Below are 13,819 nucleotides of genomic sequence, written 5' to 3'. Positions count from 1 at the left end.
TGCGGCGTGCCCAGAACTCGACCGATCCGGTTCGAGAAGAAGAAAAGGAAACGTCCGATGAGGAAGACTGCAGCGGCATCAATGCTGCTCGTCGCGGCCGTGGGACTCGATGCGGGGCAGGCGACCGCCACCCCACCTCCCAACCCGGCCACCGTCGACTACACCGCAACCACCACCGAACACTCCACCATCATCGACATCGACGCGGGATCGATGGTCGTCGAGAACGGCGAATTCACGATACGAGCGGGTGACGGCACAGTGCTGGCCGGAACCGAATTGTCTTTCCGCATAGACGATTTCGTCTTCCCCATCGACGCTCGGATAGCGAATCGCACCGCGACACTCACCCCGCTGTTCGATCCGCAACACGCCACCTACAGCCCCGTGGCCCTGCCGTTCGAGGACCAGGCGCCCTGGAAGAATTCCTACGACCGCGAACAGGCCGCCTGGAGCCGGATGGTTAGCACCATCACCATGGGCGCGACCGTCGGCACGCTGGTCGGTGGCCTCGGCGGAGCGGCCGTGGGTTGCCTCGTCGGCGGCATCGCCGGCGCGACAGTCGCTTCGGCCGCCCTTGTCGGGCTGTTCGGCGGTTTCCTCCCGGCCGCAGCGATCGGCTGCTTGGGCGGAATCGTGGCCCTCGGCTCCCTCGGCACGATCGCGGGCCAGCTGTTGGTCACCGCCCCGGTGGTGATCATGGCAGCCGTCCAGTACTTCACCACGATCAGCCAGCCGCTGGCCCCCACCACCAAGTGAGAGTTGGCCCCGGGCCGGGCCGGGACCTTGGGCGGCACGCCGTAGACGCGTCGGGTGCGTTCACCTCGAAAGTGTCGAGACCGGTGTGTTCGAGCAACGGAGTGACCACGGCCCGGATCCGATCGAGATCCGGTGGGGGAATCAGATTTTCGAGGATGACGTAGCCGTTGCGGTCGAGCGCGGCCAGATCCGCCTCGACGCGCCCGGGCCGACGGTGCCGCTGCTGGCGGTCGCCCGATAGCGGCGGGCAGCTCTTGCTCGAGGCCACTCTCGCGGTCTTGGGCAATGAGGAAGTGGGAGTTGCCGGCTGCGGCGGGTCGACCTTGACGGGGACAACGACTTCCATGGCGGCATGGCAGCGCGGGTGTCTGCAACTCCACGGGGATACGGCAACACAAATAGATACCCGATTGCCCGACTCTGCGCCGCCAAGTCTCCCGCCCGCCGAGGCGGTTCGGTCGATGACAGGAGGTCAATGATTCTGTTGTTCGGCGTCTGTTGCGATCCAGGCTGCGATCTGCGCACGGGAGGTGAATCCGAGCTTGGTCAGGATGTGTTCCACGTGCCCCTCTGCGGTGCGTTGGGAGATCACCAGTTTGGCGGCGATCTGCTTGTTCGTGAAGCCTTGGGCGATGAGGTCTGCGACCTGCCGCTCACGCTTGGTCAGCTCGGCAAAGGGACCCGACGTGAGTTTCGTGTCGGTGGGCTGCTCGCCGAGGGCGTAGGCCACGGCTGCATCCATGTCCATCGCTCGGCCGTGCTGGAAGGCCGATTCGAATCCGCGTGCCCCGAGGGCGGATTGCATCAGCCGGACACATTCGTCGTGATGCTGCCGCATTGTTGGGACGAAGCTCGAAACGACCCCCGCCGACCGGTCCACTTCGTGCGCGGCTCCCATGAGCACGGCCGCACGCTCGGCATCGCCACCGGCGCAGGCCGTCCAGGCCAGCGACTCGAGACTCACCGCGGCGATAACCGAGCTGCGCATTCGCTGGTTGACGCGCAGTGCACTCGTGAGCAGCTCAATTGCCCGAGACCGCTCACCTTGCCGCCAGACGGCAACACCCTTGCCCCACAACGCCATCGACTGGTACAACAATTCGCCGCACGCTTGGGTGATGGAAAGCACTTGTCGGTGATACTCGATCGCCCGTTGTGCGTCCCCAGCCAGTTCGTGTGCCCAACCGAGGAGGGTCAGAGCAGCAAGATGGACATATCCTCGCGGATTCGGGCTGAGCACTTCGACAGCGCGCTCGAGGGACGAGGTTGCGCGGGCGAGCTCACCGCGGTAGAGCGCTACGGCGCCGTCGGCCTGGGCGATCAGCGCTCGGGTCATCGGAGTGGGGTCCTGTTCGGCAAGCACGAGTCCCTGTTCCAACAGGGCCGTCGCTGCCGGCAAATCGCCCTGCATCGCCGCCAGGCAGCAGCCTGCATAGAGCGCCCTGACACGGTCGGGTATAGCTTGCCGGGCAGGGTGGTTCAGGACCCGCTCGATCCAGCGCCGAGCTTCGCCGTAGAGACCTGGGAAAATCCAGAACACAGATAGTGCGGCGGCGGTCTGTAGCCCGGCTTCCGCCGCTTCCTCGGAATTCTCCGCCAGGCAGTATTCGAGCGCGTCGCGGAGATTCGGTAGCTCGCGGTCGAGCCTGGCGAACCAGTACGGCTGCCGGTCGCTGATCCACCCCGCCTCCGCGTCCAGCGCCAGCCGTTGATACCAGTCGCGGTGCTTGCTTCGCACCAGTTGATCCTCACCGGACTCGCGTAACTTTTGCCGACCGAAATCCTGGACCGTCTCGAGCATTCGGAATCGCACCACGCCGTGGGATTCGTCTCGGGTCACGATCGACTTGTCCACGAGTGCGGAGAGCACGTCGAGAGGGCTGTCCGGTGCCAGGTCGGTGCCGCAGATTTGTTCAGCGGCATCGAGTTCGAAGCCTCCAGTGAATACTGACAGTCGCGCCCACAGCCGTTGTTCGGCCGGGGTGCACAGCTGGTAGCTCCAGTCGATGGACCATCGCAGGGTCTGTTGGCGTGTGGGTGCCGTGCGACTGCCGCGTGTTAGTAGGGCAAAGCGGTCATCCAGGCGTTGCAGGATTTGTTCAGGGGACATGGTCCGCATCCGGGCTGCGGCGAGCTCGATCGCCAGTGGTAGTCCATCCAGCCGGGCGCAGATGTGGGCGATGGTGTCCTTGTTGTCGTCGGTGAGTTCGAAACTTGGCACGACTGTGGTCGCCCGGTCGGCGAACAAGGTGACCGCATTGTAGCGGGGCAGTCCGCGCAGCGGCGTTTCCTGTTTCGGGTTCGGCGCGGTCAGCGGCGGCACCCGCAGTACCGCCTCTCCGGCGATATCGAGCGGTTCGCGGCTTGTGGTCAAGATTCGCAGATGTGGACAGGCCTGTAGCCAGGTTTCGACCGACTCGGCCACGGCCGCGACCAATTGTTCGCAGTTGTCCAGGACCAGCAGCGACTGGCGTGTGGACAGGAAGTCGACCACAACCTGCGACAGCGGTCGTGCTGAATCGTCGCGCAGTCCGAGGGTGGCTGCAATCACGGCGACGAGCAGTGACGGGTCGGAGATGTCGGCCAGTTCGACCAGCCATATCCCATCGGCGAACTCCCGACGCGCGGTCGACGCGGCTCGTAGCGCCAGCCGGGTTTTGCCGATCCCGCCGATCCCGGTCAACGTCACCAGCCGGGCCGAGGACAGCAGATTCCTTACCTCTGCCAGCTCGGCGCGGCGGTTGACGAAACTGGTCAACTCCAGTGGCGGCAGGCCCGCGGTGCGACGACCCACCTCTGCCGTCTGGGGACGCCACCCTGGGGTGGCGGGTTTACGGTCCGGGTGCTCGCGGTCGGGTTCGTCCCGGAATGCCATCTCATCGACGGCGAATCCATGGTTGCGCTGTGCTTGCCGGAGTGCCTCCCCCAGCGCGGTCGACGAGGGCCGCTGGTGCGGGTCACGGTTCATCGCCGTCGAAACGATCGTGGAGATGTCGGCAGCGATGCCGTGCTCGCGCAGGTCCGGCACCGGCTGGGTGGTGATCCGCAGGAACTGAGTGACCACGTTCTCTCCGCTACGCCGTTCAAACGCCGCATGCCCGGTCAACGCACAGAATAAAGTGGCGCCCAACCCATACACGTCCGCAGCCGGCGTGGGAGCCGCGCCTTCGAGTACCTCCGGGGCGGTGAACGCTGGGGAACCAGTCAGGGTGCCCGAAGTGGTCTGGAATCCGCCGGTGATGCGCGCGATTCCGAAGTCTGTCAGCGCGGGCTCGCCGTAATCGGTGAGGAGGATGTTGCCCGGTTTCACGTCTCGATGCAGGATGCCCAGGCGGTGCACGGTCTCCAGCGCCCCCGCGATCCTCACCCCGATCCACAACATGGTCTCCACCGGGAGTCGACCCTGCCTACGGATCCGGGCATCCAGGGAGCCCAACGGGTGATACGGCATCACCAGATACGGCCGTCCACTCGCGGTGGTGCCCGCCTGCAATATGGTGACGATGTTCGGATGACCAGTCAGCCGACCCATAGCCCGCTGCTCCCGGAAGAAACGCACCCGACCGGTGGTGTCCAGCTCGGCGGTCAGCACCTTCACTGCCACAGTCCGGTCGAGCTCGGTCTGGGTACAGCGGTAGACCACACCAAAACCGCCCCGCCCGATCTCCTCGGCATCCTCGAACCCGGCCGCGGCCAATTCCTCTGCGACCGGCACTGACACTTCACGGGCTGTGCGGAACGGATCCCGCTCATGCATCGGCTGCCCATATCCGCCGGTGTAGCCGGCACCTCGCAACATGCGTTAACTCTTTGGTAACGAACAGCGTATCCCCGCCGGACAACGGCGACCAGAAGTGATTGCAGCGACCAGCCCGGGCTGATCGTCTCGCCGGGCTCGAATGCCTCGAATGGGGTTGCCCTACTGGTTAATTGGCCGTGAGGGTGCGGATCAGGTCGCGGGTGAAGGAGTCGGTGACGGCTTGCAGGTCGATCGAGTCGGGGTCGAGTAGCCATTGGGTATTGACGCCCTCGATGAAGGCGACTATTTCGATCGCTTTGAGTGTGGGGTCGATGGTGGGAGAGAAGTCGCCGGTGTGCTGGCCCTGTTCGACGAGTGCGGCGACGACGGCGCGCAGGTTGCGGTAGCGCTGGACGAAGTGGTCGTGGGCCAGATCGCCGGGGTTGAGGTTCTCGGCGAGTAGGACCGCGAACAGGCGAGCGAGGTTGGGGTCGGCGATATTGCGGCGGGCGAAGTCGGGCAGTTTGTCCAGGGCGCGGACGCCGCCCAGGGCGGCGAGTTCCTCGGCGAATCGGAGGCTTTCGTCGTCGCGGGCGTCGATCACCGCGTGCAGCAGGCCGACCTTGCTGCCGAAGTAATAGAGCAGGGCCTGCTGGGTGACGCCGACTCGCATGGCCACGTCGGCGATGCTGGTGTCGCGGTAGCCGCGCTCGGCGAAAAGGGTGGCCGCGGCTTGGAGCAGCTCTTCACGGCGGGAACGGCCGTCGGCGCGCTCCTTGCGGCCTCGTCGGCGTGGCGCTGTCGGCTGCGGTTTCATGGGTTCTTCTTACAACACCATCTTGAGTTTTACCGAGTGGTAAGTAAAACTCTGAGTGTGGCGACCACGCGAGATACTTGGACCGGACAGTGGATCTGGTCCGATCGCCCGGCACTGGGCGGACCCAGTCAGGCGCAGCCGTACGGATCCCTGGACCCGAGTCGCTTCGACCAGCGAGTGCTGTTCCGGCGGGGCTTCGAGCTGGCGAGCGTGCCCGCCCGGGCCGCGGTGCGAATCACCGCCGATTCCCGGTATCGGTTGTACGTCAACGGAATCGACATCGGTGCGGGGCCGGTGCGGCACGGGCCGCGCCAGTTGTGCTTCGACGAGTACGACATTCGGCACACACTGCGCGAGGGCGGCAACACGGTCGCGGTACTCGCCCGTTTCTACGGTTATCCGGTGCCGTGGTGGGAGCCGTCGCCGCCGAGCTTCACCATCGGTGGCGGCGGCCTGGTGGCGGAGGTCCGGCTCGGCGAGGAGATCATCGGGACCGACCCGTCGTGGCGGTTCGCGACCGGCGACGCCTGGCGTCCCGGTCACCCGCCGGGCATGTTGCTGACCCAGCTGCCCGAGAACCTTGATGCCCGTCTACTGGAACCGCGTTGGACAGCAACGGATTTCGATGATTCTGCCTGGTCGTCTGCGCGTGTGCTGGCCGAGTCCTCGGTGGTCGGCCCGCGCGGTGGGACGCGGCCGCCCACCGAACCGTGGGGCGTCCTGCGGCCCAGGCCCATTCCGGCCCTGACCGGTGAAATCCACACCGCGACAGTCATGGACAAGAGGGCGGCCCCGCCTTCCGGCGATGATCCACGCGCCGCCCTGGCCGCCGCGCTGGGCGGGGCGGGCGGCGATCGCGAGCTGCTGATCGCCGATTTCGCGATGATCGTCAGCGGCAGGCTGGAACTGCATTTCGAGGCAGCCCGCGGTCAGGTCATCGACGGCGCTCTGGTCGAGGTGCCCACAGTGGCCGCGCTCGACAGTGCGCCGGTATTCCGGTACGTGGCCCGCGGCTCGGCTGACACCTATCTTTCGGCCGACTCGGTCGGCGGACGCTACCTCGTGCTCGCACTGGAGGACGCGACGACGCCGATCGCGCTCCGGATCCGTGAACAACTGCGCCCTCGGGACCCGGTCGCCCCGTTCGACTCCAGTGACCCACGCCTCGACGCCGTCTACCGCACGGGTCTGCGCACCGTGGACCTGACCTCCCACGATGCCTACATCGACTGCCCGACAAGGGAACAGCGATCCTGGACCGGGGACGCCGTGGTGCATCAGTCCGTCGATCTGATCGCAAACCAGGATTGGCGGCTGGCTCGGTGGAACCCGCAACTGGCGGCGCAGCCGCGCGCAGACGGTTTGCTGCCGATGGTGGTAGCCGGTGATTTCGCGACCACGCAGGTGCCGACGATTCCGGACTGGTCGCTGCACTGGATTCGCTCCGTGCACAACCTGTTCCGCTACACCGGCGATCGAGAACTGGTCGGCGGTCTGTTGCCTACCGCCGAAGGAATTCTGCGCTATTTCGAGCCCTATCGCGGTCCTGCCGGTCTCGTGGAGAAGGTGCCCGGGTGGGTCCTCGTCGACTGGTCGCCGGTGCAGGTATCCGGCGCGAGCGCGGCACTGAATGCCCTGCTGGCACGCGGATTACGGGATTTCGCCGAGATGGCGCGCTGGGTCGGTGATCATGGCCGGGCCACCTGGGCGGCCGCCTTTCACAATCACCTGCTCCGCGGGTTCGAGTCCTTCTGGGACCCGGGGCGGCACGCCTATCGCGACAATCTGGTCGATGGCCACCGTGGCACCTCGGTGAGCGAGCACGTCGCGGCGGCGGCGGTCTGCGCGGATCTCGTCCCGCCCGAACGCAAGCCGGAGATCCTGCGGCTGCTGCTGGATCGATCGGCCATGTTCACCGCCAGCCCACTGGCCGATCACGGCGGCGACGCACGGGGACCCAGCGCTGGTCAGCCGGTGTCCGTGCGACCCGAACCCGATTGGGACACCGAGCGTTCGGTGGTCGGGGCGCAGCCGTTCTTCCGCTATGTCGTGCACGACGCCATCGCACGATTGGGTGCGGCCGACCGGATCGCGGAACTGTGCCTGGACTGGGACCGCCTGCGCGCCGATGCCCCGACCGCGTTCCGGGAGTGCTGGGAAGGTGGATCCTACTGTCACGGCTGGTCGGCCACGCCCACCCGGGATCTGGTCTGCTACACCCTCGGCATCACCCCGGCCGAACCCGGATTCACGCGGGTCCGCATCGCGCCGCGTCCCGGCGTGCTGACCGCGGCAGCGGGCGCCGCGCCCACGCCGTACGGCGTCGTGTCGGTGGAGATCGACGGCAACCGTGTCGTGGTCGACTCGCCGGTTCCGGTGGAGATCGTCGACAGGTCGGGTACGGCGACCCCGCACGCTGCCGGAAAGTTCACCGCGCGCTTCTGAAATCGCATGGAGTATCCGATGAAACACGTGATCCGCATGATCACGGCGGCCGCGCTCGCGGTCGGCTCGGTATCGGGGATGGCCGTGGCCGCCCCACCCGACGCCACGACCGGGACGGTGTGGTTGTGCAGACCCGGCACGGCAGTCGATCCCTGCGATCAGGATGCCGACGGCAGGCCCGGGGCCCAGCCCCGGCTGGCACGGTATCCGGATGGCGGCCGAGCCGCACTGTCTGTCACCACCGTCGGTCACAGCGACCTCGATGACGAAACCGCCACCGCCTCAGCACCTCCGGGCGTGGACTGCTTCTACGTCTATCCCACGGTGGACCTGGTGCCCAACCCCGTGACCGGAGACCGGCCGCAGCCTCGGGCCGAGGAGCTCGCGGTGTTGCTCGCACAGGTGGGGCCGCTGCTCGATCGCTGCCGCATGTTCGCCCCGCTCTACCGCCAGGACACCCTGCCGCAGCTGGCTCAGCATGTGGTCACCGGCTCCGACGGCTACGCCGGACCAGGATTCGCCGACGTGCTCGCGGCGTGGGACGACTACTGGGCCCACGACAATGTCGGGCCGGGCGGCGACCGGCGCGGGGTGATCCTGCTCGGCCATTCGCAAGGCAGCGTGGCGCTGGAACAGTTGATTCGCGACCGGATCGACGGGCGGCCCGACACCACTGCACAACTGGTCAGCGCGGTGCTACTGGGCGGAAAGATGCAGGTGCCCGACGATCGTCCGACGGGCGGCGGCGCGGACCCGGACTCCACCTTCCAGCACCTGCCGCTGTGCGGCGCGAGCGCACCCGTTCCGGCCGGATGCGTCATCGCCTATTCCGCTTACGCTGCGGGGCACGAGCCGGGGTCGAAGAGCCTGGCCTGGAGCGCGGCCCCCGGCCATCGCATCGCCTGCGTCGATCCGGCCGCGCTGCGCCACACCGCAGATCCGGCCGCGCGCACCCCACTCGATACGGTCATGCCGACCCGGAATCTGCTGCAGGGCACCGATATCGCGCCCGCCGGGCACCTGACGGCGGTGCTCCGCGACTACCGGGTGCCGAGCACCGCAACGGGTTTCACCCGCTATCCCGGCCTGCTGACGTCCACCTGCCGCTACGGTCCAGGCAGTGACGGTTCAGTCGCGTGGCTGGAGATCGGCGGTGATCTCGATGCCGTTCTCGGCACTGTCGGCGACACACAACTCGGCCTGCACGTGGCCGATTACAGTGTCGCGCTGGGTGATCTGGCAGCCGTCCTGGATCGGCAGTCCGCTACCTGGCTCGCTCGCCGATGACCGCGACGACCGGTCACGTTGCCGTGGCGCGGCCCTGGTCGCTGGCGGCCTTGGCGGGCATGGCGTCCTATCTGGACGCCGGCACCATCATCGCCGTCTCCGCGGCGCTTTCGCATTGGCAGTCGAGCTTTCGAATGTCGGAGTGGCAGTTGGGCTTTCTTTCCGCCGCGCTGACCGTCTGTATCGGTCTCGGAGCCATCGCCGGTGGGCGGATCGGCGACCGTTACGGCCGCAAACGGGTCTACGCCGTGGACCTGTTGGTGTATATCGCCGGGCTGCTGTGGCTGGTGCTGGCCGTCCACCCGGTCATGTTGTTCGTCGGCGTGGTGATCGTGGGCCTGGCCATCGGCGCCGACGTGCCGGCGGCGCTGGCGCTGGTCGGTGAAAATGCTCCGGCGTCGGAGCGGGGGCGGCTGGTGACCTTCACCCAATTCCTTTGGGCACTGGGACCTTTGGCCGTGATCGGGCTGGAACTGTCCGGTTCCCGGCTCGGTGATCAGCTGCCGCGCGCGATCTTCGCGCACCTGCTGGCGCTCGCGCTGATCACTTGGCTGCTGCGGCGGCGCATGGTCGAATCCCTGCGTTGGCAGCCGTCGGACAGCAGCCCCCGGGAGCTGCTCGCGCCGAATCTGAGGCGCGGCAGTTTCTTTTTGCTCGTCTTCTATGTCAGCGTCACCCTCGGCACCAATTTCTACGGGTCCTTCGGCCTCTACGCACTCGAGACCGTGGGCCATCTCGACTCGTCCCGAGCGCTGGGGGCCTCGCTGCTGGTGGTCCCGCTCATCGCGGTCACGGTGCTGGCGATGATGCCGCTGATGGACACCCGGTCTCGGACAACGATTTTCGTCGCGGGCGCGGTCACGCAAACCTCGTCCTGGGCTGCGCTGCTCATGGTCGACACCAGCGCACCCATGCTCGTCGCCGCGTTCATCGCATACGGCATCGGCAACACTCTGGCCGGTGAGGTGCACTACAAGCTGTGGTGTCAGGAGAGTTTCCCGACGCGATTGCGCAGCACAGCGATCGGCCTCAGCTTCGGTCTCGCGCGCATCTCCTCCGCCGTGATGCTGGTCTTCGTGCCGACCCTGCTGCACCGCGGCTTCACGGTCCTGGTGGCCCTGATGGTCGTCGTCACCGCGATGTCCGGCCTCGTGGGTGTGACCTTCCGCCCGCGCGGCCGGGGCGAGAGCATCGAATCCATCGACGCCCGCCTGGAATCCGCCGCTCCGTAACCGAATCTCCCTCCGGGCTGGGCGGGATCGTCGCCACTGTCGGCTGTGCGGCAGTGTGGCTCGCAGCTCGTCGGGGTGGCCGGACGGGTACCTCGTGGCCCGGGGGAGCGACTTCGAGGCCGGCGCCGTCGAGCAAGTGTTCAGGCCGCTCCCGCGCAGCGTTCACCGGCCCTGAAGGACCTTGAATTTTACCTAGTGGTAAGTAAAACTCATGTGCGAGCGCAGGTTTCGTGACGGAGTCCGCGCGCGCTCATCCGAATCCACAATCAGTGAGCAAGAAGGCTTTTCATGACCAGTTCGTCCGATCATCACGCGCCGCAGGGCTATGGGCCTGCGACGCAGCAGCCCGTCACCGGCTATCCGTCCCCGTGGCCGCCGCAGCCACCCAGGCGACACCGGAGGTGGCTGGGTGGGATCGGCGGCCTGGTCGGCTTGGCGCTGTCGATTACCGTCGTGTACGGCTGGCAGCACGTCACCGATCATGGCCATGTCCGAGACAGTGGCCGTGATCCGCTGCGGAAGGTGTCCGCCGGTGACTGTGTGAAGGTCAGCGGCGGGCCCGCCATGGTCGACGTGACGACGGTGTCCTGTGACGACCCGACGACGATCTACCGCGTCGGCGTGGTGCTGAAGGATCCGGGTGGCGGCTCGTGTCCCGGTACCGATTACGACACCGTGCGCTCCATCGGCGGCATGCGCAACACCACTTTGTGCCTGGAATTGCAGGTGCGCGAGGGCGAATGCGTGGCCCAGAACAGCCTCGACAACTCGGCGCAGCCGGTCGACTGCGGCACTGCCGCGGCGCAGGGTGGGCACCAGGCGCAACTGACCTATTTCAAGATCGGCCGAATCATCAAGGGCTCCACCGACCCCACCGCGTGCGGCGACGCGACCGACGCCCACAACGCGGTCGTCTACCCGAAACCCGATCCGACGATTCTGTGCCTGGTCGATCCCGGCGAGTGAATCGCGGCAGCGACGGGCGCCCGGTACTGGAGTACCCGGGCGCCGGTGCCTCGGTTGGAAATCAGTGGGTCACCGCCGGTTTCATCGGTGTGCCGAGCAGGGCATCGCCTGCGCCATCGGTTGGGTGCAGGACGATGCTCTGCTCCTGTCCGCTGGGTGGCGTGCGGATCAGGGAATCAGTACTGATTGCTCGGATTGGGTGAACATGGTGACACCGCCGGTGGCGAAGTTCCGGACATCGCGGCCGGCGGCCTTCATTTCGGTTGAGGCCAATGCCTGATCGAGTGCCTCGGCCGTGGGGAAGTGCAGACTGGCAACCATGTAGTACGGCGGTTCGCCGCTACCGAGCGCGGAGCAGAGGCCCCAGGTGAATGCGGAGAGTCCGGGGATCTGCCGAGCCAGCGGGACATGGGTTTCGGCGTAGTACGCGTCGAAGGCCGCGGGATCCGCGGGGCGGCCGTAGCAGATGGCGATGCGGTAGGTCATGACTTCGCCACCAGGGTGAGCACGTCGTAGGTCGCGACTGGTTCGGCGTTCTGATTCGTCACCACGGTGTCCCAGCGGACTTCACCGTAGTCGGCGGTGGCCCGGGGCGTGATGGCCTTCGCGGTAAGTGTCACGGTGAGGATGTCGTCGACCTTGACGGGGGTGAGGAATCGGAGGTGGTCGACGCCGAAATTGGCGAGGACGGGGCCCGGGGCGGGGTCCACGAACAGCCCGGCCGCAAGCGATACAACCAGGTAGCCGTGGGCGACGATGCCGCCGAAGAGCGGATTGGCCGCCGCGGCAACGGGATCGGTGTGGGCGTAGAACGTGTCGCCGGTGAACTCCGCGAAGTGCGCGATGTCCTCGCCCGTGACCTGCCGCGGACCGCCAACGATGGTGTCACCGATAGCCAACTCCGCGAGGCTCTTCCGGAACGGATGCACCGCGCCGGCATGCCGGGCGGCGCCGCTGACCCACTGCCCGGTAATAGCGGAGAGCTTGTTCGGCGACGCCTGTACGGCCGTGCGCTGCATGTGATGGAGGACGCCGCGGATACCGCCGAGCTCTTCACCGCCCCCGGCCCGGCCGGGTCCTCCGTGCACGAGCACCGGCAGTGGGGAACCGTGGCCGGTCGACTCCTTCGCATCCTCGGTGTCGAGAACCAGGACACGGCCGTGGAATGGAGCCAGGCCCAGCACGATCTCCCGGGCGAGCGCCGCGTCGGCGGTGACCAGGGAGGCGACCAGACTGCCTTGCCCGCGGGCCGCCAGGTCGATCACCTCGGCGGCATCGCGATAGCCGATGATCGTCGCCACCGGACCGAACGGCTCGATCTCGTGTGGTTCGGCGGCCATATTGTCCGTGCAGCGCAACAGGATAGGCGACAGGAACGCGCCCGGTCCCTCCGGCGCCTGGGCTCGGCCGACCACGATATCGCTGCTGGCGGTGAGGGCCTGGACGGCCTTCAACACTTCATCGCGCTGCTGCACGCTGGCCAGCGCGCCCATGGTGACGCCCTCGTCGCCGGGTGCGCCCACCACAACCTTGCTCAACCGCTCCCGGGCCGCGTCGATCACCGCGTCGACCAGGTTCTCCGGAACGAACGCGCGCCGGATGGCCGTGCACTTCTGCCCCGCCTTCGCGGTCATCTCCGTAACCAATTGGCGCACATACAGATCGAATTCCGCAGTGCCGGGCTCCACGTCGGTGCCGAGGATCGAGGCGTTGAGCGAATCGGCCTCCGCGGTGAAACGGGTGCCGTGGTGCACGAGCGCCGGGTGCGTGCGCAGCAGCGCGGCGGTCTGCGCGGAACCGGTGAACAGCAGCGAGTCCTGGCCACCCAGCTGATCCAACAGGTCGCCGGTGCCACCGCACACCAGCTGCACCGAACCTTCCGGCAGCAGACCGGATTCGATGATGTGGCGGAAAACGGCCTCGGTCAGATACGCCGTCTGCGACGCGGGCTTCACAATGCTCGGCACACCCGCGATGAACGCCGGAGCCAGCTTCTCGAGGAAACCCCAGACCGGGAAATTGAAAGCATTGATCTGCACCGCCACGCCCGGGCGGGTGGTGTAGACATGCTGGGCGACGAAGGTTCCGCGCTTACCGAGCCGTTCCACCCCGCCGTCGAGATACACGGTGCCATTGGGCAATTCACGCTTGGCCCGGCTTGCATAGCTGAGCAGGGTGCCCGCGCCGCCATCGATGTCGATCGCCGAGTCCCGGTCGGTCGCGCCGGTCGCTCGCGACACCGTGTAGAACTCGTCCTTGCGCGCCAGGATGGACTGCCCGAGCGCCTTCAGCAGCCCCGCGCGCTCGTGGAAGGTCAGCCGCGCCAGCGCGGGCCCCCCGACCGAGTGCGCGTGATGCACCGCCGCGGCGAAGTCGACGCCGGTCGAGGAGACCCGCGCGATCTCGCTGCCGTCCACGGCGCTGAGGATCGACTGGCCCGCATCCGGCGGAGTGTGCCACCGCCCGCTCACATAGCTTTGCAACAACCTGCTCACAACAACTCCGATCTACCGTCCATTCGGTCGGTAATTACCATCGCGCGCGGCCCTTGCCCGTGTCAAGGAACCCGCGACC

General features: G+C 67.1%; 10 protein-coding genes. 6 read left to right on the top strand and 4 right to left on the bottom strand.

Features of this window, described 5'->3' with window-relative positions:
- Positions 1–57: 57 nt before the first annotated feature.
- Both ACFXKA_RS35150 and ACFXKA_RS35145 read left to right on the top strand, forming a co-directional pair.
- Positions 58–759 carry a hypothetical protein gene (locus ACFXKA_RS35150; RefSeq protein WP_379430608.1) on the top strand — a complete coding sequence of 234 codons (702 nt, stop codon included), beginning with the start codon at positions 58–60 and terminating at the stop codon, positions 757–759.
- 85 nt (positions 760–844) lie between these two features.
- Complete coding sequence (locus tag ACFXKA_RS35145; RefSeq protein WP_379430607.1) at positions 845–1,000, top strand: hypothetical protein; 156 nt, start codon at positions 845–847, stop codon at positions 998–1,000.
- Between the two features lie 231 nt (positions 1,001–1,231).
- On the opposite strand, the gene ACFXKA_RS35140 is transcribed toward ACFXKA_RS35145, so the two are convergent.
- Together ACFXKA_RS35140 and ACFXKA_RS35135 are read right to left on the bottom strand one after the other, a co-directional pair.
- A complete protein-coding gene (locus ACFXKA_RS35140; protein ID WP_379430606.1) occupies positions 1,232–4,558 on the bottom strand; it encodes a protein kinase in 3,327 nt (1,108 codons plus the stop codon).
- A 127-nt stretch (positions 4,559–4,685) separates the two neighbouring features.
- Complete coding sequence (locus ACFXKA_RS35135) at positions 4,686–5,315, bottom strand: TetR/AcrR family transcriptional regulator (RefSeq protein WP_354845700.1); 630 nt, start codon at positions 5,313–5,315, stop codon at positions 4,686–4,688.
- A 57-nt stretch (positions 5,316–5,372) separates the two neighbouring features.
- Between ACFXKA_RS35135 and ACFXKA_RS35130 the strand changes: the two genes are divergently transcribed.
- The 4 genes from ACFXKA_RS35130 to ACFXKA_RS35115 all read left to right on the top strand — a co-directional run bounded on the left by ACFXKA_RS35130 (position 5,373) and on the right by ACFXKA_RS35115 (position 11,245).
- On the top strand, positions 5,373–7,760 hold the full coding sequence (locus ACFXKA_RS35130) for an alpha-L-rhamnosidase N-terminal domain-containing protein (RefSeq protein WP_379430605.1): 2,388 nt from the start codon (positions 5,373–5,375) through the stop codon (positions 7,758–7,760).
- A gap of 18 nt (positions 7,761–7,778) precedes the next feature.
- The gene (locus tag ACFXKA_RS35125) at positions 7,779–9,047 is read left to right on the top strand and encodes a DUF3089 domain-containing protein (RefSeq protein WP_379430604.1); all 1,269 of its coding nucleotides are present in this window, start codon (positions 7,779–7,781) and stop codon (positions 9,045–9,047) included.
- The gene (locus ACFXKA_RS35120; protein ID WP_379430603.1) at positions 9,044–10,279 is read left to right on the top strand and encodes an MFS transporter; all 1,236 of its coding nucleotides are present in this window, start codon (positions 9,044–9,046) and stop codon (positions 10,277–10,279) included. Before ACFXKA_RS35125 ends, ACFXKA_RS35120 begins: the two co-directional genes overlap by 4 nt.
- A gap of 288 nt (positions 10,280–10,567) precedes the next feature.
- On the top strand, positions 10,568–11,245 hold the full coding sequence (locus ACFXKA_RS35115) for a hypothetical protein (RefSeq protein WP_379430602.1): 678 nt from the start codon (positions 10,568–10,570) through the stop codon (positions 11,243–11,245).
- A 168-nt stretch (positions 11,246–11,413) separates the two neighbouring features.
- Here the strand turns inward: ACFXKA_RS35115 and ACFXKA_RS35110 are convergent, their stop codons facing one another.
- Positions 11,414–11,731: an EthD family reductase gene (locus tag ACFXKA_RS35110; protein WP_379430601.1), complete on the bottom strand. Its 318-nt coding sequence runs from the start codon at positions 11,729–11,731 to the stop codon at positions 11,414–11,416.
- Positions 11,728–13,740, bottom strand: coding sequence for a phenylacetic acid degradation bifunctional protein PaaZ (paaZ, locus tag ACFXKA_RS35105; RefSeq protein WP_379430600.1), 2,013 nt, complete (start codon positions 13,738–13,740; stop codon positions 11,728–11,730). Before paaZ ends, ACFXKA_RS35110 begins: the two co-directional genes overlap by 4 nt.
- Positions 13,741–13,819 lie beyond the last annotated feature (79 nt).

The sequence above is a fragment of the Nocardia sp. NPDC059228 genome, assembly GCF_042754245.1.
Taxonomy (GTDB): domain Bacteria; phylum Actinomycetota; class Actinomycetes; order Mycobacteriales; family Mycobacteriaceae; genus Nocardia.
The sequence above is the reverse complement of the archived record's forward strand: the minus strand, read 5'-3'. Positions and strand labels throughout refer to the sequence as shown.

Bases quoted from the DNA above. Each gene is read 5' to 3' on its own strand.
- ACFXKA_RS35125 (WP_379430604.1), top strand. From the start codon at position 7,779: ATGAAACACGTGATCCGCATGATCACGGCGGCCGCGCTCGCGGTCGGC.
- ACFXKA_RS35135 (WP_354845700.1), bottom strand. From the start codon at position 5,315: ATGAAACCGCAGCCGACAGCGCCACGCCGACGAGGCCGCAAGGAGCGC.
- ACFXKA_RS35140 (WP_379430606.1), bottom strand. From the start codon at position 4,558: ATGTTGCGAGGTGCCGGCTACACCGGCGGATATGGGCAGCCGATGCAT.
- ACFXKA_RS35110 (WP_379430601.1), bottom strand. From the start codon at position 11,731: ATGACCTACCGCATCGCCATCTGCTACGGCCGCCCCGCGGATCCCGCG.
- ACFXKA_RS35150 (WP_379430608.1), top strand. From the start codon at position 58: ATGAGGAAGACTGCAGCGGCATCAATGCTGCTCGTCGCGGCCGTGGGA.
- ACFXKA_RS35120 (WP_379430603.1), top strand. From the start codon at position 9,044: ATGACCGCGACGACCGGTCACGTTGCCGTGGCGCGGCCCTGGTCGCTG.
- ACFXKA_RS35115 (WP_379430602.1), top strand. From the start codon at position 10,568: ATGACCAGTTCGTCCGATCATCACGCGCCGCAGGGCTATGGGCCTGCG.